This is a genomic window from Cupriavidus ulmosensis, from assembly GCF_977008105.1.
Window position 1 is genome coordinate 3049511 of sequence record NZ_CDRMWP010000001.1, and the last position, 22994, is coordinate 3072504.

Annotated in this window: 18 protein-coding genes; 7 read left to right on the plus strand and 11 right to left on the minus strand. The window is 71.0% G+C overall.

Going from position 1 to position 22994, the window contains the following annotated elements:
• The 5 genes from ACWTPI_RS14055 to ACWTPI_RS14075 all read left to right on the plus strand — a co-directional run bounded on the left by ACWTPI_RS14055 (position 1) and on the right by ACWTPI_RS14075 (position 3870).
• Positions 1 to 1005, plus strand: coding sequence for a DMT family transporter (locus ACWTPI_RS14055; protein ID WP_059411330.1), 1005 nt, complete (start codon positions 1 to 3; stop codon positions 1003 to 1005).
• Positions 1006 to 1016: 11 nt separating this feature from the next.
• Entirely contained in the window at positions 1017 to 1472 is a 456-nt protein-coding gene (locus ACWTPI_RS14060; protein ID WP_454731926.1) for a RidA family protein, read from the plus strand.
• A gap of 77 nt (positions 1473 to 1549) precedes the next feature.
• Complete coding sequence (locus ACWTPI_RS14065) at positions 1550 to 1879, plus strand: DHCW motif cupin fold protein (protein ID WP_020200807.1); 330 nt, start codon at positions 1550 to 1552, stop codon at positions 1877 to 1879.
• A 42-nt stretch (positions 1880 to 1921) separates the two neighbouring features.
• A complete protein-coding gene (locus tag ACWTPI_RS14070) occupies positions 1922 to 3109 on the plus strand; it encodes an aminotransferase-like domain-containing protein (RefSeq protein WP_020200808.1) in 1188 nt (395 codons plus the stop codon).
• Positions 3110 to 3225: 116 nt separating this feature from the next.
• A complete protein-coding gene (locus ACWTPI_RS14075; RefSeq protein ID WP_029043146.1) occupies positions 3226 to 3870 on the plus strand; it encodes a glutathione S-transferase family protein in 645 nt (214 codons plus the stop codon).
• A gap of 27 nt (positions 3871 to 3897) precedes the next feature.
• On the opposite strand, the gene ACWTPI_RS14080 is transcribed toward ACWTPI_RS14075, so the two are convergent.
• Positions 3898 to 4569, minus strand: a complete 672-nt coding sequence (locus tag ACWTPI_RS14080) for a LysE family translocator (protein ID WP_020200810.1) — start codon at positions 4567 to 4569, stop codon at positions 3898 to 3900.
• 465 nt (positions 4570 to 5034) lie between these two features.
• Here ACWTPI_RS14080 and ACWTPI_RS14085 point away from each other — a divergent pair, with 465 nt between their 5' ends.
• Entirely contained in the window at positions 5035 to 6711 is a 1677-nt protein-coding gene (locus ACWTPI_RS14085) for an L-lactate permease (RefSeq protein WP_029043147.1), read from the plus strand.
• 69 nt (positions 6712 to 6780) lie between these two features.
• On the opposite strand, the gene hutG is transcribed toward ACWTPI_RS14085, so the two are convergent.
• From hutG to hutU, 5 genes are all read right to left on the minus strand, one after another.
• Positions 6781 to 7743, minus strand: a complete 963-nt coding sequence (gene hutG / locus ACWTPI_RS14090) for a formimidoylglutamase (protein ID WP_454731927.1) — start codon at positions 7741 to 7743, stop codon at positions 6781 to 6783.
• On the minus strand, positions 7740 to 9047 hold the full coding sequence (locus ACWTPI_RS14095) for an MFS transporter (RefSeq protein WP_454732482.1): 1308 nt from the start codon (positions 9045 to 9047) through the stop codon (positions 7740 to 7742). Before ACWTPI_RS14095 ends, hutG begins: the two co-directional genes overlap by 4 nt.
• Before the next feature lie 75 nt (positions 9048 to 9122).
• Complete coding sequence (locus ACWTPI_RS14100; RefSeq protein WP_059411384.1) at positions 9123 to 10520, minus strand: amino acid permease; 1398 nt, start codon at positions 10518 to 10520, stop codon at positions 9123 to 9125.
• Between the two features lie 119 nt (positions 10521 to 10639).
• Positions 10640 to 12178, minus strand: coding sequence for a histidine ammonia-lyase (hutH, locus tag ACWTPI_RS14105; protein WP_454731928.1), 1539 nt, complete (start codon positions 12176 to 12178; stop codon positions 10640 to 10642).
• A gap of 2 nt (positions 12179 to 12180) precedes the next feature.
• Positions 12181 to 13866, minus strand: a complete 1686-nt coding sequence (gene hutU, locus ACWTPI_RS14110) for a urocanate hydratase (RefSeq protein WP_020200816.1) — start codon at positions 13864 to 13866, stop codon at positions 12181 to 12183.
• A gap of 362 nt (positions 13867 to 14228) precedes the next feature.
• Here hutU and ACWTPI_RS14115 point away from each other — a divergent pair, with 362 nt between their 5' ends.
• The gene (locus ACWTPI_RS14115; RefSeq protein WP_454731929.1) at positions 14229 to 16061 is read left to right on the plus strand and encodes an ABC transporter ATP-binding protein; all 1833 of its coding nucleotides are present in this window, start codon (positions 14229 to 14231) and stop codon (positions 16059 to 16061) included.
• 43 nt (positions 16062 to 16104) lie between these two features.
• Here the strand turns inward: ACWTPI_RS14115 and ACWTPI_RS14120 are convergent, their stop codons facing one another.
• From ACWTPI_RS14120 to ACWTPI_RS14140, 5 genes are all read right to left on the minus strand, one after another.
• Positions 16105 to 16638, minus strand: coding sequence for a chromate transporter (locus ACWTPI_RS14120; protein WP_020200818.1), 534 nt, complete (start codon positions 16636 to 16638; stop codon positions 16105 to 16107).
• On the minus strand, positions 16635 to 17300 hold the full coding sequence (locus tag ACWTPI_RS14125; RefSeq protein WP_454731930.1) for a chromate transporter: 666 nt from the start codon (positions 17298 to 17300) through the stop codon (positions 16635 to 16637). The genes ACWTPI_RS14120 and ACWTPI_RS14125 overlap by 4 nt, the downstream gene beginning before the upstream one ends.
• Positions 17301 to 17516: 216 nt before the next feature.
• A complete protein-coding gene (gene parC / locus ACWTPI_RS14130; protein WP_059411325.1) occupies positions 17517 to 19865 on the minus strand; it encodes a DNA topoisomerase IV subunit A in 2349 nt (782 codons plus the stop codon).
• 87 nt (positions 19866 to 19952) lie between these two features.
• On the minus strand, positions 19953 to 20753 hold the full coding sequence (locus ACWTPI_RS14135) for a lytic transglycosylase domain-containing protein (RefSeq protein WP_454731931.1): 801 nt from the start codon (positions 20751 to 20753) through the stop codon (positions 19953 to 19955).
• A 39-nt stretch (positions 20754 to 20792) separates the two neighbouring features.
• Positions 20793 to 22784: a DNA topoisomerase IV subunit B gene (locus ACWTPI_RS14140; RefSeq protein ID WP_020200822.1), complete on the minus strand. Its 1992-nt coding sequence runs from the start codon at positions 22782 to 22784 to the stop codon at positions 20793 to 20795.
• Between the last annotated feature and the right edge of the window lie 210 nt (positions 22785 to 22994).

Sequence of the window (22994 nt, forward strand, 5' to 3'; positions counted from 1 at the left end):
ATGACGACCCGATCCGCCTCCCTGCCCCGCCCCGGCGCGGCCCCGCACGCCGGCCACGGCGGCGGCATGCTGCTGGGCTTCGTCGGCGTGGCCGTGTTCAGCCAGACGCTGCCGTTTACCCGCATGGCGGTGGCGGAGCTCGATGCCACCCTGGTCGCGCTGGGCCGCGCCGTGGTGGCCGGCGTGCTGGCGCTGTTGCTGCTGTGGCAGCGCGGCGCCTTCGCCGCCGCGCGCCGCCCGCGCGGCAGCCAGTGGTGGCGGCTGGCCGTGACCGCGCTCGGCGTGGTGGTGGGCTTTCCGCTGTTTTCCTCGCTGGCCATGCGCGAGGTGCCGGCCGGGCACGGCGCCATCATCACCGGCCTGCTGCCGCTGGCCACCGCCGTGTTCGCCGCGTGGTTCGGGCGCGAGCGCCCGTCGGCGGGCTTCTGGCTGTCGGCCGCGGCGGGCAGCGCGCTGGTGGTGGCCTTCGCGCTGTGGCAGGGCGCCGGCGGGCTCCAGCACGCCGACTGGCTGCTGTTCGCCGCGATGGTGCTCGGCGCGCTGGGCTATGCCGAAGGCGGCAAGCTGTCGCGCGAACTGGGCGGGCAGGAAACCATCAGCTGGGCGCTGGCGGTGTCGATGCCGGCGCTGCTGCCGCTGGTGGCCTGGCTGGCGCTCGCGCATGCCGGGCAGATCGCCGCCGCCTCGCCGCGCGCGTGGCTCGGCGTGGGCTATGTGTCGGTGTTCTCGATGTTCGTCGGCTTCCTGTTCTGGTACGCCGGGCTCGCAAAAGGCGGCGTGGCGCGCGTGGGCCAGATACAATTGCTGCAGCCGTTCCTCACGCTGGCGGGCGGCGCCCTGATGCTGGCCGAGCCGCTCGACGCCGCCACCCTCGCCTTCGCGGTGGCGGTGATCGGCGTGGTTGCCGCGGGCCGCCGTACCGCCGTGCGCAGCGCCCCCGCTGGTCCCGTGCCCGCGCCCGCCGCCGAAGAACTCCACCCCATCCCTCCGGGACGACCCCACTGACAGGAGACCTTATGTCCGTCTACGACACCCTTGCCCGCCTCGGCATCGAACTGCCCGGCGCCGGCGCCCCCGCCGCCGCCTACGTGATGGCCGCCCAGACCGGCAACACCGTATTCCTTTCCGGCCACATCGCGCGCAAGGACGGCAAGCCGTGGGCCGGCAAGCTCGGCAAGGACCTCACCACCGAAGACGGCAAGGCCGCCGCGCGCGCCATCGCCATCGACCTGCTGGCCACGCTGCATGCGCACCTCGGCGACCTGAACCGCGTCACCCGCATCGTCAAGCTGATGAGCCTGGTCAACTCCACGCTGGAATTCACCGAGCAGCACCTGGTGACCAACGGCGCCTCGGAGTTCCTCGTCGAAGTGTTCGGCGACGCCGGCAAGCATGCCCGCAGCGCCTTCGGCGTGGCGCAGATCCCGCTCGGCGCCTGCGTCGAGATCGAACTGATCGTCGAGGTCAAGTAAGCCCCGGCCACCGGGCCGGCGCGCGGCATCCCGCGCGGCCGGCCCGCCACGACAGACAAACGAACCCCGCCTTTCCCATGCGCATCGACAACCTGCCGTTCGGCACCACCGACTGGTCCGCCGTCGCCCCGACCCGCCACCCGGGCGAGACCGGCGAAGCCCTCTGGCGCACCCGCCAGTTCGGCGATATCCGAGTGCGCATGGTGGAGTATTCTGCCGGTTATCTCGCCGACCACTGGTGCACCAAGGGTCACATCCTGTTCGTGCTGGACGGCGAGCTGCATACCGAGCTGGAAGACGGCCGGCAGTTCGTGCTCCGCGCGGGCACGAGCTACCAGGTCGCCGACCAGGCCGAGCCGCACCGTTCGTCCACGCCGACCGGCGCGCGGCTTTTTATCGTTGACTGAGTCGGGCGCGCCCGACTCCCATACCCATACCAAGAGACCATCATGAACTGGGCCATCTCCCGCCGGGCACAAGCTCTGACCAGCTCGGCCATCCGCGAAATCCTGAAAGTCACCGAGCGTCCGGAAGTCATTTCCTTCGCCGGCGGCCTGCCCTCCCCGGCCACGTTCCCGGTAGCGGCGATGGAGCAGGCGGTAGCCCGGATCTTCGCCGACAACCCGCAGGCCGCGCTGCAGTACGCCGCCACCGAGGGCTACATGCCGCTGCGCGAGTTCGTCGCCAGGCGCCACAACGTGGGCGTGGAGCGCGTGCTGATCACCACCGGCTCGCAGCAGGCGCTGGACCTGATCGCCAAGGTGATGATCGACCCGGGCAGCCCGGTGCTGGTGGAGACGCCCAGCTACCTCGGCGCGCTGCAGGCGTTCTCGCTGTTCGAGCCGGAGTTCGTCTCGGTGCCCGGCGACGACAAGAGCCTGCTGCCCGAGGCGCTCACGCCCGAGCTGACCGCCGGCGCGCGCTTCCTGTACGCGCTGCCCAACTTCCAGAACCCGACCGGCCGCCGCATGCCGCTGGAGCGCCGCCAGGCGCTGGTGGCGCGCGCGCGCGAGCTGGGCCTGCTGCTGGTCGAGGACGATCCCTACGGCGAGCTGAGCTACCGCGGCGACCAGCTGCCGAGCCTGCTGTCGATGAACCCGGACGGCGTGATCTACATGGGCTCGTTCTCCAAGATCCTGGCCCCCGGCCTGCGCCTGGGCTACGTGATCGCCCCGCCCGACCTGCACTTCAAGCTGTGCCAGGCCAAGCAGGCCTCGGACCTGCACACGCCGAGCTTCACGCAGCGCCTGGCGTTCGAGGTGGTGCGCGACGGCCTGCTGGATTCGCACATCCCCACCATCCGCACGCTCTACGCCGCGCAATGCCAGGCCATGCTGGACTCGCTCGCGCGCCACATGCCCGAGGGCGTGAGCTGGAACGCGCCGGAAGGCGGCATGTTCATCTGGATGGAGCTGCCCGAAGGGCTGGACAGCATGGAGATCCTGCAGGAAGCGGTCAAGCGCAACGTGGCCTACGTGCCGGGCGCGCCGTTCTACGCCAGCAACCCGCGCCGCAACGCGCTGCGCCTGGCCTTCGTGACGGTGGCGCCGGAGCGCATCGAGCAGGGCGTGGCCATCCTCGGCACGCTGTTCCGCGAGGCCATCGCCAAGCAGGCGCCGCAGGCCAGGGCAGCCTGAACGCCGCACGCCGCGCGGCTCGGCCTCCTGGCTGATACCTGCGCGGCGGGCTTCATGGCAAGATAGCGGCCATCGCCCGTTCGCACGGGCCTGGCACAGCCAAGGGAGACGTGTTCGTGCTGCGTATCTGGGGTCGACTCTCATCGATCAACGTGCAGAAAGTGGTCTGGTGCGCGCGCGAGCTGCACCTGGACCACGAGCGCATCGACATCGGCATCCGCGAGGGCGACCTCGACACCGAGGCCTACGTGCGCCTCAACCCCAACCGCCAGATCCCGGTGATCGAGGATTTCCGCGGCACCGACGTGGGCGGCGAGCCCTTCGTGCTGTGGGAGTCCAACGCCATCGTGCGCTACCTGTGCGCGCATGACGGCGAAGACACCCTGTGGCCCGGCAACGTCAAGGCGCGCGCGCTGGCCGACCGCTGGATGGACTGGCAGACCAATACCTTCAGCCCCGCGATGGTGGATGCCTTCCGCCAGCTCGTGCGGGTGCCGGAAGGCGAGCGCGACCAGGCCCTGATCGCGCATTCGCTAGCGCGCACCGAGCCGCTCGCGGCCCGGCTCGACGAAGCGCTGGCCGACCGCGAATTCATCTGCGGCGACCGCTTCACGATGGCCGACATCCCGCTGGCCTGCTCGGCACACCGCTGGCTGGGCATGCCGGCGCAGCGCCAGCCGCGCCCCCATCTGGAGCGCTGGGTGGCCGCCATGCGCGCGCGCCCGGCCGCGTCCGGCATCCTCGTGCTGCCGCTGGCCTGAGCGGCCAGCCGCCATCTTCCCGGTCTTCTACCTGGCGCGGTGTCCGCCCGACACCGCCGCCAGCACGCCCAGCCCGATCAGCGCCCCGCCCGTGACGTAGCGGCCCGCCGCGCTGGCGCCGCGGGCGCGCCCCAGCAGCGGCAGCAGCGCCGCCGCGGCCAGCACGTAGCAGCAATCGGTAAAGGACGCGACCAGCACGAACGTGGCGCCCAGCACCATGCTCTGCGGCAGCGCGGGCGCGGCCGCGTCCATGAACTGCGGCAGAAAGGCGGCGAAGAACAGCGTGGTCTTCGGGTTCAGCATGGCCACCACCATGCCGTCGCGGAACACCTTGCCGAGGCTGGCCGCCGGCACCGCCCCGCCGGCGTCCGCCGCCGGGCGCGCGCGCAGGGCCCGCACGCCGAGGTAGACCAGGTAGGCCGCGCCGGCGTACTTGACCACCGCGAACGCCAGCGCCGACACCGCGAACAGCGCCGCCAGCCCCAGCGCCGCCGCCAGCGCGTTGACCAGATTGCCCAGCGCCACGGCGGCCACCGAGGCCAGCCCGCTGCGGCGGCCCTGCGACAGCGTGCGCGTGACGATGTAGATCACGGCGGGCCCGGGCGTGACCGCCAGCACCAGGCTGGCCAGCACGAAGGCGGCGAACAGGGCGCCGCCCGGGATGGCGTGGGAGATGGCAAGCGGCATGGCGAACGGCATGGCAAGGCTCCTTCGGGATCGCGCGGCGCCGCCGGCGGCGGACACTGGCGGATACTGGCGGACATCAGCGCATTCTGCCACCGCCGGCCCGCGCCGGCATGCATTTGCGGATCGGCACGTTTGGAGTAACCTCCCGGGGGTGCGCGGCGTGCCCCAGCCTGCCCCCAGGCAAACCCTGATCCGTGAATCCGGTTCATGGGGGTGATGATCCGATTTAGGGCGGCGCGGCGGGAACCCCTCCTTAGAATCCGAAGTTTGTCCCACAGGCGGCCCGCGTGGTCCGGGGCAGGAAACCGGGAAAAGCGGCCAACGCGGCCAGCGCGACCAGCGTCACGAGCACCGCAAGAGCCGCTGAACGGACGAAGAAGCAGCCGAGAAAAGAAAACAGCCGATAAACCGCTGAGACATGGCAGGCCGGAGCCGAAGCAAAGAAAACCTGCCGCCCAACCCGAGGAGGATGCAGACATGTGGAGTCAAATCTATGACCCGCTAGGCAGCATGGCGTTGTCCACGCTTGCCGCAGGGGTACCCGTGGCCGTGCTGCTGGCAGCACTGGCGTTCTTTCACCTGCAGGCCCACCTGGCCGCCGGGCTGGCGCTGGTGGTGGGCGTGGTCATCGCCTCCGCCGTGTTCGGCATGCCGGCCGCGATGGCCGGCAAGGCGGCCGGCCTGGGCATCGTCTCGGGCCTGTTCCCGATCGGCTGGATCGTCCTCAACATCATCTTCCTGCACCGCCTGACCACGCTCAACGGCTCGTTCCGGGTGCTGCAGAACTCGATCTCCGGCATCACCGAGGACCGCCGCCTGCAACTGCTGCTGGTGGCGTTCAGCTTCGGCGCGTTCTTCGAGGGCGCGGCCGGCTTCGGCACGCCGGTGGCGGTGACCGGCGCCATCCTGATCGGCCTCGGCTTCTCGCCGCTGGCCGCCTCGGGCCTGGCGCTGATCGCCAATACCGCGCCGGTGGCCTACGGCGCGCTGGGCGCGCCGCTGATCGGCCTGGCCTCGGTCACGGGCCTCGACCTGCTGCAGCTCTCGGCGATGGTCGGCCGCCAGTTGCCGTTCTTCTCGGTGCTGGTGCCGTTCTGGCTGATCTGGGCCTTCGCCGGCTTCCGCGGCATGCTGGCGATCTGGCCCGCCATTCTGGTGGCCGGCGTGTCGTTCGCGGTGCCGCAGTTCCTGGTGTCGAACTTCCACGGCCCGTGGCTGGTGGACGTGATCGCCGCGCTGGTGTCGATGGGCTCGCTGACGCTGTTCCTGAAAGTCTGGAAGCCGAAGGAGACCTGGACCTCCACGCGCATCCTGGGCCGCCACGACGACTCCAAGGTCGACGACCCCGAAGCGGTGGCCGCCGAAGCGCGCGCCAACGCCGCCTCCGCCGGCATCTCGGTGGTCAAGGCATGGGTGCCGTGGGTGATCCTGACGGTGTTCGTGTTCGTCTGGGGCATCCCGGAATTCAAGAAGCTGATGGACGGCATCTGGCAGTGGCGCTTCCCCATCCCCGGCCTCGACAAGGCCGTGCTCAAGGTGCCGCCGGTGGTGCCCAAGCCCACCGCCGAAGGCGCGGTGTTCGCCTTCAACGTGCTGTCGATGGCCGGCACCGGCATCCTGGCCTCGGCGCTGCTGGGCGGCCTGTTGATGGGCTACTCGGTGCCGCGCCTGATCAAGGAATACTGGGAAACCATCAAGCTGGTGAAGTACTCGCTGCTGACCATCTGCGCGATGTTCGGCATCGGCTACCTGACCCGCTACTCGGGCCTGGACGCCACGATGGGCCTGGCCTTCGCCCACACCGGCGTGCTCTACCCGCTGTTCGGCACCATGCTGGGCTGGCTGGGCGTGGCGCTGACCGGCTCCGACACCGCCTCCAACGTGCTATTCGGCGGCCTGCAGAAGACCACGGCGGAACAGTTGGGCCTGTCACCGATCCTGATGGCCTCGGCCAACAGCTCGGGCGGCGTGATGGGCAAGATGATCGACGCGCAGTCCATCGTGGTGGCGTCCACCGCCACCAAGTGGTACGGCCATGAGGGCGAGATCCTGCGCTACGTGTTCTTCCACTCGATCTCGCTGGCGATCCTGGTCGGCCTGTTCATCACGCTGCAGGCGTATGTGCATCCGTTCACGCAGATGGTGATCCGCTGACGGACCGGCCGCCGATGATGGCCTTCCCTCTCCCGCGCGCGGGAGAGGGAAGCAAAAGAATCCAAACGATCAGGCCAGCAGCCGGTACGCCAGCCGCGCCGCCGCCCGCGCGCCGCAGCCATCGCGGTCGTACAGCGGATTGAATTCGGCGAGGTCGGCCACGCGCAGCTTGCCGCTGGCGCGCACCAGTTCCACCACCGCCTCCACCACCGGCAGCGGCACGCCATAGGCCGCGGGCGCCGATACCGCCGGCATCACTGCCGCGGGCAGCACGTCGAGGTCGATCGTCAGATAGACGTGATCCACCGCGTCGATGCGCGCGCGCAGTGCTTCCAGCCGCGCGTCGAGGTGCCGCTCCTGCATCAGCACGTCTTCCACGTAATGCACGCCGAGCGCGTCGGCATGCGCGAACAGCGCCGCGGTATTGCCGAGCCGGCTCACGCCCAGGCAACTGTATTCGAAGCGCTGGCCGCGCGCGCGGCAGGCTTCGGCGATCTGGTCGAACGGCGTGCCGGAGCTGCCGGGGCGGGCCGTGCGCAGGTCGAAATGCGCATCGAGGTTGAGCACCAGCACGCGGCCGTGGTCGCCGCGCGCGTCGAGATGCGCGCGCAGGCCCTGCCACGTGCCCCAGGCGATCTCGTGGCCGCCGCCGAGCACCAGCGTGAAGGCGCCGCGCGCCAGTTCCGCGGCCACGGCGCGGGCCAGCGCCTGCTGCGCGGCTTCGAGGTCGCCGTCGGCGCAGATGACGTCGCCGCCATCGTGGAAGGCTTCGAGGCCGTGCGCCGGCGCGCCGGCCAGCGCGCGGCGGATCTCGTGCGGGCCGCCCGCGGCGCCGGCGCGGCCCTGGTTGCGCAGCACGCCGGCGTCGCAGCAGAAGCCCAGCAGCACCGGCGCGCCCGGCACGCGCGCGGTGCCCGTGCGCACCACGTCGAACAGCCGCCGCGTGTCGCCGCGCTCGTTGCCGTCGGTGCGCCCGCGCCAGACGGCGTGCGCACAATGGTGCGCGGAATGCGGCGAGGCGATCCCGCTCATGACAGGCGGCGCCCCAGCGTTTCCGGCACCATCGCCAGCCCGACCAGCGAGACCAGGCCGCAGCCGATCACGTAGAAGGCCGGCGCGTTCGGGCTGGCGGTGAGGTGGATCAGCTCGGTCGAGAAGAACTGCGCGAAGCCGCCGAAGATGGCGATGGCGACGCAATACGCGATCGACAGCCCGGTGGCGCGCAGGCGCTGCGGCAGCACCTCGCTGACCAGCACCATCGACGCGGGCGAGGTCAGCGACATCGGCACCGACAGGCAGCCCACCACCAGCAGCAGGCGCGCCAGGCCCGGCTCGGCGTTGATCAGCACGAAGGCGGGATAGATCATCGCCAGCAGCGCCACGCGTGACCACAGCACCACCGGGCGGCGGCCGAAGCGGTCGGCCAGGCGGCCCGCGAACGGCGACAGCACCACCTGCACGCCGGCCGCCACGCAGGCCGCCCAGATGCCCAGCGACAGCGGCATGTGCAATTGCGACACCGCGTAGTTGCTGAGGTAGTAGACCACGATGTAGGTCGACGAGGCCACGCCGATCATCAGCAGCACGCTGGCCGCCAGCGCGCGGCCGTGCTCGCGCAGCAGTTGCATGGACGAGGCGTGCTCCGACGCATGGGCCGCGGGCGCGGTCTCCTCCAGGCGGCGGCGGATCACCAGCCCCACCGGGATCACCAGGATGCCGATGGCGAAGGCCACGCGCCAGCCCCACGCCTCCAGCTCCGCGGGCGCGAGCACGTTGCTGAGCAGCAGCCCGACCAGCGCGCCGAGCAGCGCCGCCAGCCCCTGGCTGAACGGCTGCCAGCTCGTGTAGAAGCCGCGCGAGCGGTCGTCGGCGTACTCCAGCAGCAGCGCGGTGGACGCGCCCATCTCGCCGCCGATGGCGAAGCCCTGCACCAGCCGCGCGAGCAGGATCAGCACCGGCGCGGCGATGCCGATCTGGGCGTAGGTCGGCGTGACCACGAAGATCACCGCGCTCAGGCCCATCAGCCACAGCGTCAGCGCCACCGCCGGCTTGCGGCCCGCGCGGTCGGCGTACATGCCGATCAGCAGCCCGCCGAGCGGGCGCATCAGGAAACCCACGCCGAAGGTGGCGAAGGACAGCAGCAACTGGCCGGTGGCGTCGGCCACCGGGAAATACAGGCGGCCGATCAGCGTGGCGAAGAAGCTGTAGACCACGAAGTCGTAGAACTCCAGGCCGTTGCCGATGGTGATGGCGGCGATGGCCTTGAAGCGGGACAGCGGCGCGGGCGCGGCGCCTTGCAGGGCCGCGGCGCCGGGGGCGGTGTTGTCGATGAGCATGGTGTCTGCCTGGAACGATGTAATCATGGCGCCCGCGCGGGGAGGTGCCGGGGGCGTCGGGGAGATGGCGCGAGGTCAGTCCGGTGCCAGCGCGGGCTCGCCGTGCGGATCGCGGCGCGGCCGCACCCACAGCCACCATGCCGCCACCAGCAGCGCGAGCCAGACCGCGCCCACCGCCAGCGCGGCGCGGGTCTGCGGAAACCAGCCGAGCACGCCGAAGACGAACAGCATGAAGCCGATCGCCGCGAGCGGCGCCAGCGGCCAGAACGGCACCGGGAACTTGAGCGCGGCCGCCTCGGCGCGGCTCATGCGCCGGCGCATGACGAACTGCGACAGCAGGATCATCAGCCACACCCAGACCGTGGCGAAGGTGGCGATGGAGGCGATCAGCACGAACACGTCCTCGGGCATCACGTAGTTCAGCACCACGCCGGCCAGCAGCGCCAGCGCCATCACCACCACCGTCATCCACGGCACGCCGTTGCGCGAGACGCGGGCGAACGCGCGCGGCGCGTGGCGCAGCACGGCCATGCCGTACAGCATGCGGCCGGCGCCGAAGATGTCGCTGTTGATGGCCGACACCGCCGCCGAGATCACCACCACGTTGAGCACCGCCGCGGCCGAGCCGATGCCCAGGCGGCTGAAGATCTGCACGAAGGGGCTGCCCTCGCTGCCGACGCGGTGCCATGGGTAGAGCGACATCAGCACGCCCAGCGTGAGCACGTAGAACAGCAGGATGCGCAGCGGCACCGCGTTGATCGCGCGCGGAATCACGCGCTCGGGGTCGCGCGCCTCGCCGGCGGTGATGCCGATGATCTCGATGCCGCCGAAGGCGAACATCACCACCGCGAACGAAGCGATCACGCCGGCCACGCCGTTGGGCATGAAGCCGCCGTGCGCCCACAGGTTGTGGATGCCGGTGGCGGCGCCGCCACCGGCCATGCCGAGGCCGAACAGCATGATGGCCACGCCGCCGCCGATCATGGCGACGATGGCGCCGACCTTGAGCAGCGACAGCCAGAATTCCAGCTCGCCGAAGACCTTGACGCTGAGCAGGTTGAGGCCGCCGATCAGGAACACGATGCCGAGCACCCAGATCCAGCGCGGCACGTCCGGGAACCAGAACCCCATGTAGATGCCGAACGCGGTCACGTCGGCCAGGCAGACGATGACCATCTCGAAGGTGTAGGTCCAGCCGAGCAGGAAGCCCGCCAGCGGCCCCAGCGCCGTGTTGGCGTACTGGCCGAACGAGCCGGACACCGGGTTGCGCACCGCCATCTCGCCGAGCGCGCGCATCACCATGTAGACCGCGGCGCCGCCGATCAGGTAGGCCAGCAGCACGGCCGGGCCGGCCGCCTGGATGGCCGAGGCCGAGCCGTAGAAAAGTCCGGTGCCGATCGCCGAACCGAGCGCCATGAAGCGGATGTGGCGCGCGCCCAGGCTGCGCTGCAGGCCTTGCGGCTGCTGTTGCATCTGCATCTGTTCTGTCTCCGGGTCATTGTTCTGTCGCGCCCGTTTGCGGGCGGCGCGGGCGGGCATCCGCGCGCGCCGCCCCGGGCGTCATGGCATGGCGCGCCCTGACGCGCGCGGCGTCACAGGCTGGGCAGCAGCCCCGCCGGCAGCAGCGCGTTCAACCCGCCCGCGGCCAGCAGGCGGCTGGCCGCCTCGATGTCGGGCGCGAAGAAGCGGTCCTTCTCGTAGTACGGCACCTCGGCGCGCAGCAGCGCGCGCGCCTGCTCCAGCGGCGGCGAGCTCTTGAGCCCTTCGCGGAAGTCCAGGCCCTGGCACGCGCCCAGCCATTCCACCGCGAGGATGCCGCGCACGTTCTCGGCCATCGCCCACAGCCGCTTGCCGGCGTTGGGCGCCATCGACACGTGGTCTTCCTGGTTGGCCGAGGTCGGCAGGCTGTCGACGCTGTGCGGATGCGCGAGCGCCTTGTTGTCGCTGGCCAGCGCGGCGGCGGTGACCTGCGCGATCATGAAGCCGGAGTTGACGCCGCCGTTGGCCACCAGGAACGGCGGCAGCTGCGACATGTGGCGGTCCATCATCAGCGAGATGCGGCGCTCGGACAGCGAGCCGGTCTCGGCGATGGCCAGGGCGATGTTGTCGGCCGCCATCGCCACCGGCTCGGCGTGGAAGTTGCCGCCCGAGATGACGTCGCCTTCGGCGGCGAACACCAGCGGGTTGTCGGACACCGCGTTGGCTTCCGCCGCCAGCACTTCGGCGGCCTGGCGCAACTGCGTCAGGCAGGCGCCCATCACCTGCGGCTGGCAGCGCAGCGAGTACGGGTCCTGCACCTTGTCGCAGTCCGCGTGCGAGCGCGCCAGTTCGCTGCTCTCGCCGAGCAGCGCGCGGTAGGCCGCGGCCGCGTCGATCTGGCCGCGCTGGCCGCGCACGGCATGCACGCGCGCGTCGAACGGCGCGCGCGAGCCGAGCATGGCCTCCACGCTCAGGCCGCCGCACACCAGCGCGGCGCCGAACAGGTCCTCGGCCTCGAACAGGCCGCGCAGCGCGTAGGCGGTCGAGACCTGCGTGCCGTTGAGCAGCGCCAGCCCTTCCTTGGCCGCCAGCGTCAGCGGACGCAGGCCGGCCACTTCCAGCGCCTGGCGCGCCGGCAGCCACTGGCCGCGGTGGCGCGCCTGGCTCTCGCCCAGCAGCACCAGCGACATGTGCGCGAGCGGCGCGAGGTCGCCCGAGGCGCCGACCGAGCCCTTGAGCGGGATGTGCGGATAGACCTCGGCGTTGACCAGCGCGACCAGCGCCTCGATCACCTCGCGGCGGATGCCGGAGAAGCCGCGCGCCAGGCTGTTGACCTTGAGCAGCATGATCAGGCGCACCATCGCGTCGTCGAGCGGCTCGCCCACGCCGGCGGCGTGCGACAGCACCAGCGAGCGCTGCAGGTTCTCCAGGTCTTCGCTGGCGATGCGGGTCTGCGCCAGCAGGCCGAAGCCGGTGTTGATGCCGTAGGCGGTGCGGCCCTGCGCGACGATGGACTCGACGCAGGCCACGCTGGCGTCGATGGCGGCGCCCGCGCCGTCGTCGAGGCGCAGGCGCAGCGACTGCCGGTAGGCGGTGCGCAACTGGGCCAGGCTCAACTGGCCGGGCTTGAGGGTCAGGTCGGTTGCGCTCATGCTCAGGCCTCCTTGCCGCCGGTGATCATCGGCAGGTTCAGGCCCTGCTCGCGCGCGCACGCGATGGCGATCTCGTAGCCCGCGTCGGCATGGCGCATCACGCCGGTGGCCGGGTCGTTGTGCAGCACGCGCGCGATGCGCGCGGCGGCCTCGTCGGTGCCGTCGCACACGATCACCACGCCTGCATGCTGCGAGAAGCCCATGCCCACGCCGCCGCCGTGGTGCAGCGACACCCAGGTGGCGCCGCTGGCGGTGTTGAGCAGCGCGTTGAGCAGCGGCCAGTCGGACACCGCGTCGGAGCCGTCGCGCATGCTTTCGGTCTCGCGGTTGGGGCTGGCCACCGAGCCGGAGTCGAGGTGGTCGCGGCCGATCACCACCGGCGCCGACAGCTCGCCGCTGCGCACCATCTCGTTGAAGGCCAGGCCGAGCCGGGCGCGCTGGCCGAGGCCGACCCAGCAGATGCGCGCCGGCAGGCCCTGGAAGCTGATGCGCTCGCGCGCCATGTCGAGCCAGCGGTGCAGGTGCGCGTCGTCGGGGATCAGCGCCTTGACCTTGGCGTCGGTCTTGTAGATGTCCTGCGGGTCGCCCGACAGCGCGGCCCAGCGGAACGGGCCCACGCCGCGGCAGAACAGCGGGCGGATGTAGGCCGGCACGAAGCCGGGGAAGTCGAAGGCGTTGGCCACGCCCTCCTCCTTGGCCATCTGGCGGATGTTGTTGCCGTAGTCGAAGGTGGGCACGCCCATCTTCTGGAAGTCCAGCATGGCCCGCACGTGGCGCGCCATCGACTGCTTGGCGGCCTTGACGGTGCCGGCCGGGTCGGTGCGCGCGCGGTCGCGGTACTGGCCCCAGGTCCAGCCGGCCGGCAGGTAGCCGTTGAGCGGGTCGTGGGCGCTGGTCTGGTCGGTGACCATGTCCGGGCGCACGCCGCGGCGCGCCAGCTCGGGCAGCACCTCGGCGGCGTTGGCGCACAGCGCGATGGAGATGGCCTTGCCCTCGGCCGTGTAGCGGGCGATGCGCGCCAGCGCGTCGTCGAGGTCGGCGGCCTGCTCGTCCACGTAGCGCGTGCGCAGGCGGAAGTCGATGCTGGCCTGCTGGCATTCGATGTTGAGCGAGCACGCGCCGGCCAGCGTGGCGGCCAGCGGCTGCGCGCCGCCCATGCCGCCCAGGCCCGCGGTCAGCACCCAGCGGCCCTTGAGGCTGCCGCCGTAGTGCTGGCGCCCGGCCTCGACGAAGGTCTCGTAGGTGCCCTGCACGATGCCCTGGCTGCCGATGTAGATCCACGAGCCGGCGGTCATCTGGCCGTACATGGCGAGGCCCTTGGCATCGAGCTCGTTGAAGTGCTCCCAGGTGGCCCAGTGCGGCACCAGGTTGGAGTTGGCGATCAGCACGCGCGGGGCGTTGGCGTGGGTCCTGAACACGCCGACCGGCTTGCCCGACTGCACCAGCAGGGTCTCGTCGTCGCCCAGCGTCTTGAGCGTGGCGACGATCTGGTCGTAGCAGTCCCAGTTGCGCGCGGCGCGGCCGATGCCGCCGTACACCACCAGCTCCTTCGGGTTCTCCGCCACTTCCGGGTCGAGGTTGTTCATCAACATGCGCAGCGGCGCCTCGGTCTGCCAGCTCCTGGCATTCAGTTGGCTGCCGCGCGGGGCGCGGATCTCTACATCGCGGAAACGGAGGCTGTCGCTCACGGGGGAACTCCTTGGGATTGACGCTGGAATGCGGCCGGCACGCTCACCGTGCGGCCATGTCGTGGGTGTATAGTGTTGTATATACAAGCATAGATGTATTGGTGATTTCCCGGATATGGCGGGCTGGCGGCGGGCAAGCGCGCCGGATATGTGCGGGGAGCGGCACGGAAAGGAGCGTGGGCGGCGCCCGGGAGACCGCGGGCCATGCCGGGCGGCATGGCCCGCATGTGCCCGGAAGGCGTCATGCCGGGCGCCGGCGGCGGCCCGGCGGCGGCGTCCGATCTGGGTATCATGGCAGTCCGTGCCGCCCGGCCGCGGTCGCGCCACCGCGGCCGGGCGCCCCCCCAGACCCCAGGAGATCCATGCTGCTGCGCTTGATGGAACGAATGATCGACCCGTTTCGCGGCCTGCCCGACACCGAGCCGCCGGGCCGGATCTGGCGCTTCTACGCCTATTACCTGCGCGAGGTGTGGCCGGTCTTCGCCCTGCTGCTGGCGGTGGGGCTGGGCGGCGCGCTGATCGAGGTGGCGCTGTTCGGCTTCCTCGGCCGGCTGGTGGACCTGGCGCAGGCGACGCCCGGGCCGGCGTTCTTCCGCCTCCATGCCAGCGAGCTGGCCTGGATGGCGGTGGTGGCGCTGCTGCTGCGCCCGCTCTTCAACGGCCTGCACGACATCCTCGTGCACCAGGTCATCAACCCCAGCCTGGGCAACCTGGTGCGCTGGCAGAACCACCGCTACGTGCTCAAGCAGAGCATGTGGTTCTTCCAGAACGACTTCGCCGGGCGCATCGCCCAGCGCATCATGCAGACCGGCTTCTCGCTGCGCGACTCGGCGGTGCAGGCGGTGGACGCGATCTGGCACGTGCTGATCTACGCCGCCAGCTCGCTCTACCTGTTCGCCGAGGCCGACTGGCGCCTGATGCTGCCGCTGCTGCTGTGGATCGTCGGCTACGTGGCCGCGATGCGCTACTTCACGCCGCGCGTGAAGGCGCGCTCGGTGGCCGCCACCGGCGCGCGCTCGCGCCTGATGGGGCGCATCGTCGACGGCTACACCAACATCGCCACGCTCAAGCTGTTCGCCCACACGCGCCTGGAGGAGGACTACGCGCGCGAGGCGATGGCCGACCTGACCGACAAGGCGCGCAGCTCGGGCCGCATGGTCAGCGCGATGGACTTCACCGTGACCGCGCTCAACGGCGCGCTGATCGCCGCCACCACCGGGCTGGCGCTGTGGCTATGGAGCGAGGGCCACGTCAGCGTGGGCGCGATCGCGCTGTCGGCCGGGCTGGTGATCCGCATCGTCAACATGTCGGGCTGGATCATGTGGGTGGTCAACGGCATCTTCGAGAACGTCGGCCAGGTGCAGGACGGCATGCAGACCATCGCGGTGCCGCGCAAGGTGGCCGACCGCGCGGGCGCGCCGCCGCTGCGCGTGACGCGCGGCGAGGTGCGCTTCGAGGGCGTGGGCTTTCACTACGGCAAAGGCTCGGGCGTGATCGAGGGGCTCGACCTGACCGTGCGGCCGGGCGAGAAGATCGGCCTGGTGGGGCCGTCCGGCGCCGGCAAGTCGACGCTGGTCAACCTGCTGCTGCGGCTCTACGACGTCGAGCGCGGCCGCATCCTGATCGACGGCCAGGACATCGCCGGCGTCACCCAGGAAAGCCTGCGCGCGCAGATCGGCATGGTCACGCAGGACACCTCGCTGCTGCACCGCTCGATCCGCGACAACCTGCTCTACGGCCGCCCCGGCGCCAGCGAGGCCGAGCTGATGGCCGCCGCCGCCGACGCCCACGCGGCCGATTTCATCCCGCTGCTGCGCGACGCCGGCGGCGCCACCGGGCTCGACGCGCAGGTCGGCGAGCGCGGCGTCAAGCTCTCGGGCGGGCAGCGCCAGCGCATCGCGGTGGCGCGCGTGCTGCTCAAGAACGCGCCCATCCTGATCCTCGACGAGGCCACCTCGGCGCTCGACTCGGAGGTGGAGGCGGCCATCCAGGAGAACCTGGAGACGCTGATGCGCGGCAAGACCGTGATCGCCATCGCGCACCGGCTCTCCACCATCGCGCGCATGGACCGGCTGGTGGTGCTGGACGACGGCCGCATCGCCGAAAGCGGCACGCATGCCGAGCTGCTGGCGCGCGGCGGCCTGTACGCGCGGCTGTGGGCGCACCAGACCGGCGGCTTCGTCGGCGTGGCGTAGCGCGCCCGGCGCCGGACACCGGACACCGCGCCGAACCAGCCCGCTAGACCAGCCCGAGCAGCCCCGCGCCCGCGCCCAGCGCCACCAGCATCAGCGGGTGCACGCGCGTCTTGAGCATCAGGAAGATGGTCAGCAGCGTCACCGCCACCGCGCTCCAGCGGTGGTCCACGCTGGCCGCCAGCACCCAGCCCGACGAGCACAGCAGGCCGATGGTCAGCGTGGCCAGGCCGCGCCGGATCAGGCCCGGCCAGCGCGCCTGCGGCGCGCGCCCGGCGAAATACTCGAAGCCCAGCGCGATCAGGCTGGACGGCCCGCAGATGGCGATCATGCCGGCGATGGCGCCGGCCGGCCCGCCGATCTGCCAGCCGAACAGCGCCACGAACAGCACGTTGGGCCCGGGCGAGGCCTGGGAAATCGCATACATGGCGGAGAACTGCGCGTCGCTCATCCAGCCGTGCGCCTCCACCAGGAAGCGGTGCATGTCGGGGATGGTGGTGGCGGCGCCGCCGATCGACAGGAAGGACAGCAGCAGGAAGTGGGTGAAGAAGCTGCCGAGCACGGTGGGATGGTGGTTCATGCGCGCGGCTCCCCGGCGGCGCCGTCGGTTCCGGGCGGCTGCGCCGGCGCGGGCGGCGCCTGCGGCGCGGCGGCCTCGGCCGCCAGCCGCAGCGCCTGCCCCTCGGCGCGCCATTCGAGCAGCAGGCCGAGCGGCACCAGCACCGCCATCACCGGCACCAGCGGCCAGCGCAGCAGGCCGATGGCGGCGAACGCCGCGACGCCGACCAGCAGGCCGCGCACGGTCGGCGACTGGCTCTGCGCCAGCCTGAAGCCGGTGGACAGCATCAGCCCGGCGGAGACCGCCGTCATGCCGGCCAGCATGCGCTGCACCGCGGCCACGTCGCGGTAGTGCTCGTACAGCAGCATGGCCGACAGCACCACCACCATCGGCACCATCACCAGCCCGGCGAACGCGGCCAGCGCGCCGCGCAGGCCGGCGAAGCGCAGGCCCATCATCAGCGCCACGTTGATCACGTTGGGGCCGGGCAGCACCTGCCCCATGCTGAGCAGCTCGACGAACTCGCGGTCGTCGAGCCAGCGGTTGCGCTCCACCACCGCGCGCCGCACGAACGGCAGCACGCCGCCGAAGCCGGACAGGCCCATGCGGGCGAACTCGATGAACAGGTGGCGGGGCGTGGGAAGCGGCGCGAGGGCAGCGCTCGGGGGCGGGGGAACTGGCATGTCTCGGACCAGGCAGCAAAGCGGAGAATCGGAGGGTTCTCCCCGCGCCCAGGCAACGGGCGCGGGGCCGGGGGAGAAGGCCGGGCGCTGGCGGACCGCTCGGACGCGGACTTCGTGGCGCCGCCGGCCCTCTCCCCCTGCCCCTCTCCCGCGAGCGGGAGAGGGGAACTGCAGGAACTGCGGGAACTGCGGGAACTACATGCAACGGGCCGGCGCTCAGCCGCCGGCGGGCGGCTCGACCTTCACCGGGTCGATGCGCGGGTCCTTGAGCCTGGCCTCGAGCACGCGGCCCTTGCGGGCGCGCTTGCCGATGTACTGCATCAGGTTCTGCCCGGCCAGCTTCTGCGAGGCCGGCTTGCCGCCGCGCCCAGCGCCGGACAGCACCAGCCCCGGCGCGCCCACGGCGATGGCCTGCTGCAGCGTTTCCTTGGGCTCGAGCTCCATCAGGATCACGCCGCGGCCGCCGGCCGAGAGCGACTTGATCTCGTCGAGCGCCACCAGCAGCAAGCGGCCGTTGGCGGACAGGCAGGCCACGTGCGTGGCTTCCTCGCCGAGCGGCGCCGGCTCCAGCGGCGCGTCGCCCTCGTCCAGCGTGAGGTAGGCGCGGCCGCCCTTCTGGCGGCTGACCATGTCGCCGACCCTGGTCTGGAAGCCGTTGCCGCCGCGCGTGGCGAGCAGCATGCGCTGGTCGAGCCCGCCGGCGAAGCTGTGGGCGATCTGCGTGCCCGCCTGCAGCTCGATCAGCGTGGTCACGGGCACGCCGTCGCCGCGCCCGCCGGGCAGGCCGGCCACCGGCACGGTGTAGACGCGGCCGTTGGTGCCGAACACCAGCATCACGTCGACGGTGCGGCACTCGAAGGTGCCGTACAGCGCGTCGCCGGCCTTGAAGGTGAACTGCTGCGCGTCATGGCCGTGGCCCTGGCGCGTGCGCACCCAGCCCTTCTGCGACATCACCACGGTGACGGGCTCGTCCACCACGCGCACCTCGGCCGCGGCGCGGCGCTCTTCCTGGATCAGCGTGCGGCGCGGGTCCTTGTCCTCGGGGCTGAACTGCCTGGCGTCGGTCTCGATCTCCTTGATGATGCGCCGGCGCATCATGGTCTCGGACTTGAGCAGCACGTCGAGGTCGGCCTGTTCCTCGCGCAGCTCCTGCAGCTCCTTCTCGATGCGCAGCGCTTCGAGCCGGGCCAGCTGGCGCAGGCGGATTTCCAGGATGTCCTCGGCCTGGCGGTCGGACAGGCCGAAGGCCTGCATCAGCGCCGGCTTGGGCTCGTCGCTCTCGCGGATGATGCGGATCACCTCGTCGATGTTGAGCAGCACCAGCATGCGGCCTTCGAGGATGTGGATGCGGTCCTCGACCTTGCCCAGGCGGTGGCGCGTGCGGCGCGTGACGGTGTCGAAGCGGAACGCGATCCACTCGCGCAGGATCTCCGGCAGGCCCTTCTGGCGCGGCCGGCCGTCGGTGCCGATCATCACCAGGTTGATCGACGCGCCCGACTCCAGGCTGGTGTGCGCGAGCAGCGTCTGGATGAATTCCTGCTGCTCGATGTTCTTGCTCTTGGGCTCGAACACCAGCCGCACCGGCGCGTCCTTGCCGGACTCGTCGCGCACCGCGTCGAGCACGGCCAGCATGCCCTGCTTGAGCTGCAGCTGCTCGGGCGTGAGCGACTTCTTGCCGGCGCGCACCTTGGGGTTGGTGATCTCCTCGATTTCCTCGAGCACCTTCTGCGCCGAGGTGCTCGGCGGCAGTTCGGTCACCACCAGTTGCCACTGGCCGCGCGCCATGTCCTCGATGATCCAGCGTGCGCGCACCTTGAGGCTGCCGCGCCCGCTTTCGTAGATCTGCGCGATGTCCGCCGCCGGCGAGATGATCTGGCCGCCGCCCGGATAGTCGGGCCCGGGCATCAGCGCCAGCAGCTCGGCCAGCGTGATGTCGGGGTTGCGGATCATCGCCACGGTGGCCGCGGCGACCTCGCGCAGGTTGTGCGGCGGCACCTCGGTGGCCATGCCCACGGCAATGCCCGAGGCGCCGTTGAGCAGCACCAGCGGCAGCCGCGCGGGCATCAGCCTGGGCTCCTCCATCGAGCCGTCGTAGTTGGGGATGAAGTCCACCGTGCCCTGGTCGATCTCGTCGAGCAGCAGGCGCGCGATCGGCGTGAGGCGCGCCTCGGTGTAGCGCATGGCCGCGGCGCCGTCGCCGTCGCGCGAGCCGAAGTTGCCCTGGCCGTCGATCAGCGGGTAGCGCAGCGAGAAGTCCTGCGCCAGGCGCACCAGCGCGTCGTAGGCGGACTGGTCGCCGTGCGGATGGTACTTGCCGAGCACGTCGCCCACCACGCGCGCGGACTTGACCGGCTTGGCGTCGGCGCGCAGGCCCATCTCGTGCATGGCGAACAGGATGCGGCGCTGCACCGGCTTCTGGCCGTCGGCCACTTCCGGCAGCGCGCGCCCCTTGACCACGCTGATGGCGTAGTCGAGGTAGGCGCGCTCGGCGTAGTGCGCCAGCGTCAGCGAGTCGGCGCCGCCATCGGGCGCACCTGGGTCAAACAGAGAGTCTTGTTGTTCCATGGATTGGCAAGAAGACGGCGCGCCTGTCTGCTGCGTGGCGCGCCGGTTGCATGTTGTGCGCGATCGTTCGGGTTGTGCGTGCGGCGGTCAGGGCATGTTGCGGCGCCCGCCTATCACCATCTTCACGCGGCTCACGCCGCCGCCGGCCACGGCGGGCGGCATGCCGCCCGGCCGGTAGAAACGGTAGAACTGCAGCACCGTGCTGACATATTGCCGGGTCTCCGGAAACGGCGGGATCGCGTTGTTGTAGCGCTGCACCGCGCCCTCGCCCGCGTTGTACGCGGCCAGCACCAGTTCCAGGTTGCCGGGGAACAGCTCCATCAGCCAGCGCAGGTAGCGCACGCCGGCCGAGATGTTGATGCGCGGGTCGGCCAGCTTCTGCTCCACCGTGCGGCGCGCGTCGGCGGCCACGCCGAAGCGCGCGCCGGTGTCGGGGATCACCTGCATCAGCCCGATCGCGCCCTTGGGCGAGACCGCGCCGGGATTGAAGCCCGACTCCACCGCCATCACCGCCTTGACCAGCGCCGGGTCCACGTTCTGCGCCTGCGCCACCTGGCGGATGATGGGCTCGACCGTGGCGATGTTCGGGTGGTTGACGACGTAGCGGTAGAGCTTGTGCGTCTCCAGGTCGAGCGCGCCGGCCGCGCCGGCGGTGTCGGCCGCGCCCGCGCGGCCCAGCGACGGGCTGCGCAACTCGCCGCCGTTCTTCATGAACAGCGTGTAGCGCTCGTCGAGCTTCTCGTCGGAGAAATGCGCCACGCCGTCGTCGTCGACGTAGCCGTACAGCGCCGCGTTGGCCGCCGGGGCGCACGCCAGGCCGGCCAGCAGCAGGCCGGCGGCGAGCCATCGCCGCCATGCGCTGTGGTCAGGTCTGCTTGTCTTCGCCATCGGCTTTCCTCGCGTCTTGCTGGTCTCGAACGGGCCGCGTCAGATGTCGGCCACCACCTCGTTGCCGCGCTCCTCGAGCCAGGTGCGCCGCTGCGCCGCCTCGCCCTTGCCCATCAGCATGTTCATCACGCCCACGGTCTGCGGCAGGTCGAAGTTGCCCAGCGCCACCGGCAGCAGGCGGCGCGTGTCCGGGTTCATGGTGGTTTCCCACAGCTGCTCGGCGTTCATCTCGCCCAGGCCCTTGAAGCGGGAGATCTGCCAGGTGTTTTCCTTGACGCCGTCCTTGAGCAGCTTGTCCTGGATCGCCAGCAGCTCGCCGTCGTCGAGCGCGTAGAGCTTCTGCGCCGGCTTCTTGCCGCGCGCCGGCGCGTCCACGCGGTACAGCGGCGGACGCGCCACGCACACGTTGCCGTTGTCGATCAGCCTGGGGAAGTGGCGGAAGAACAGCGTCAGCAGCAGCACCTGGATGTGCGCGCCGTCCACGTCCGCGTCGGACAGGATGCAGATCTTGCCATAGCGCAGGTTGGACAGGTCTGGCTCGTCGCCGGGGCCGTGCGGGTCCACGCCGATCGCCACCGCGATGTCGTGCACCTCGTTGTTGGCGAACAGGCGGTCGCGCTCGGTCTCCCAGGTGTTGAGCACCTTGCCGCGCAGCGGCAGGATGGCCTGGAATTCCTTGTCGCGCCCCATCTTGGCCGAGCCGCCGGCGGAGTCGCCCTCGACCAGGAACAGCTCGTTGCGGGTGACGTCGGTGGATTCGCAGTCGGTCAGCTTGCCGGGCAGCACGGCCACGCCCGAGCCCTTCTTCTTCTCCACCTTCTGCGCGGCGCGCGTGCGCGCCTGCGCCTGGCGGATCACCAGTTCGGCCAGCTTCTTGCCGTACTCGACATGGTGGTTGAGCCACAGCTCCAGCGCGGGGCGGCTGAAGGTGGACACCAGGCGCACCGCGTCGCGGCTGTTCAGGCGCTCCTTGATCTGGCCCTGGAACTGCGGGTCCAGCACCTTGGCCGACAGCACGAACGAGGCGCGCGCGAACACGTCCTCGCTCATCAGCTTGACGCCCTTGGGCTGCAGCGCGTGCATCTCGATGAAGCTCTTGACGGCCTGGAACAGGCCTTCGCGCAGGCCGGACTCGTGCGTGCCGCCGGCCGGCGTGGGAATCAGGTTGACGTAGGACTCGCGCACCGGCGCGCCGTCCTCGGTCCAGGCCACCACCCACGAGGCGCCCTCGCCTTCGGCGAAGCCCTCTTCGGCCGGGTTGGCGTCGGGGTCGGCGAAATGCTCGCCTTCGAACATCGGCACCACCAGCTCGGCGCCGCTGCCCTGCGCCAGCGCTTCCACCAGGTAGCCCTTGAGGCCCTGGTCGTACTGCCAGGTCTGGCGCTCGCCGTTCTTCTCGTTGAGCAGCGTGACCTTCACGCCCGGCAGCAGCACGGCCTTGCTGCGCAGCAGGCGCTGCAGCTCGGCCAGCGGAATGGTGGCGGAGTCGAAATACTTGGCGTCCGGCCACACCTGCACGCGCGTGCCGTTCTTCTTCTCGCCGCGCTCGAGCTTGCGCGTGGCCAGCGGCACGGTGACGTCGCCGCCGGAGAAGGTCAGCGTGGCATGGCTGCCGTCGCGCCAGACCGCCACGTCCAGGCGCGTGGACAGCGCGTTGGTGACCGACACGCCCACGCCGTGCAGGCCGCCCGAGAACGCATAGGCGCCGCCCTTGCCCTTGTCGAACTTGCCGCCCGCGTGCAGCCGCGTGAAGACGATCTCCACTACCGGCACCTTCTCTTCCGGATGGATGCCCACCGGGATGCCGCGGCCGTCGTCCTCCACGCTGACGCTGCCGTCGCGGTGCAGCGTCACCATGATTTCGGAGCCATGCCCGCCGAGGGCTTCGTCCGAGGCGTTGTCGATCACCTCCTGCACGATGTGCAGGGGGTTGTCGGTACGGGTGTACATGCCGGGCCGTTGCTTGACCGGCTCCAGGCCCTTGAGGACCCGGATGGAAGATTCGCTGTACTGACTGGTTTTGCTCGCCATGGAGTCGCTTGCTTAGTGGGATTCTCGGCCAGGCCCGGCGCGGCGGCGGTTGCCGCGCGCCAGCCAGGGTGGCCGGGCAGCCTGCATTGTAATGGAAGCGCGCGGCGCTCTCGCCGCCATTCGCATTGCCTGCGCGCCACCCGCCATCGTGACAGATAGAGCACATTAACGGCCGGCGCGGGCTCCGGCGCGAGGCGCGGATGCGGGTTA

What these genes read in the sequence shown, in the direction of transcription:
- hutG (WP_454731927.1), bottom strand. Translation starts at nt 7,743, where the DNA reads ATGAGCGGGATCGCCTCGCCGCATTCCGCGCACCATTGTGCGCACGCC.
- ACWTPI_RS14055 (WP_059411330.1), top strand. Translation starts at nt 1, where the DNA reads ATGACGACCCGATCCGCCTCCCTGCCCCGCCCCGGCGCGGCCCCGCAC.
- ACWTPI_RS14100 (WP_059411384.1), bottom strand. Translation starts at nt 10,520, where the DNA reads ATGCAACAGCAGCCGCAAGGCCTGCAGCGCAGCCTGGGCGCGCGCCAC.
- ACWTPI_RS14140 (WP_020200822.1), bottom strand. Translation starts at nt 22,784, where the DNA reads ATGGCGAGCAAAACCAGTCAGTACAGCGAATCTTCCATCCGGGTCCTC.
- ACWTPI_RS14095 (WP_454732482.1), bottom strand. Translation starts at nt 9,047, where the DNA reads ATGCTCATCGACAACACCGCCCCCGGCGCCGCGGCCCTGCAAGGCGCC.
- ACWTPI_RS14060 (WP_454731926.1), top strand. Translation starts at nt 1,017, where the DNA reads ATGTCCGTCTACGACACCCTTGCCCGCCTCGGCATCGAACTGCCCGGC.
- ACWTPI_RS14065 (WP_020200807.1), top strand. Translation starts at nt 1,550, where the DNA reads ATGCGCATCGACAACCTGCCGTTCGGCACCACCGACTGGTCCGCCGTC.
- hutH (WP_454731928.1), bottom strand. Translation starts at nt 12,178, where the DNA reads ATGAGCGCAACCGACCTGACCCTCAAGCCCGGCCAGTTGAGCCTGGCC.
- ACWTPI_RS14115 (WP_454731929.1), top strand. Translation starts at nt 14,229, where the DNA reads ATGCTGCTGCGCTTGATGGAACGAATGATCGACCCGTTTCGCGGCCTG.
- ACWTPI_RS14135 (WP_454731931.1), bottom strand. Translation starts at nt 20,753, where the DNA reads ATGGCGAAGACAAGCAGACCTGACCACAGCGCATGGCGGCGATGGCTC.
- ACWTPI_RS14125 (WP_454731930.1), bottom strand. Translation starts at nt 17,300, where the DNA reads ATGCCAGTTCCCCCGCCCCCGAGCGCTGCCCTCGCGCCGCTTCCCACG.
- ACWTPI_RS14070 (WP_020200808.1), top strand. Translation starts at nt 1,922, where the DNA reads ATGAACTGGGCCATCTCCCGCCGGGCACAAGCTCTGACCAGCTCGGCC.
- ACWTPI_RS14120 (WP_020200818.1), bottom strand. Translation starts at nt 16,638, where the DNA reads ATGAACCACCATCCCACCGTGCTCGGCAGCTTCTTCACCCACTTCCTG.
- parC (WP_059411325.1), bottom strand. Translation starts at nt 19,865, where the DNA reads ATGGAACAACAAGACTCTCTGTTTGACCCAGGTGCGCCCGATGGCGGC.
- ACWTPI_RS14080 (WP_020200810.1), bottom strand. Translation starts at nt 4,569, where the DNA reads ATGCCGTTCGCCATGCCGCTTGCCATCTCCCACGCCATCCCGGGCGGC.
- ACWTPI_RS14085 (WP_029043147.1), top strand. Translation starts at nt 5,035, where the DNA reads ATGTGGAGTCAAATCTATGACCCGCTAGGCAGCATGGCGTTGTCCACG.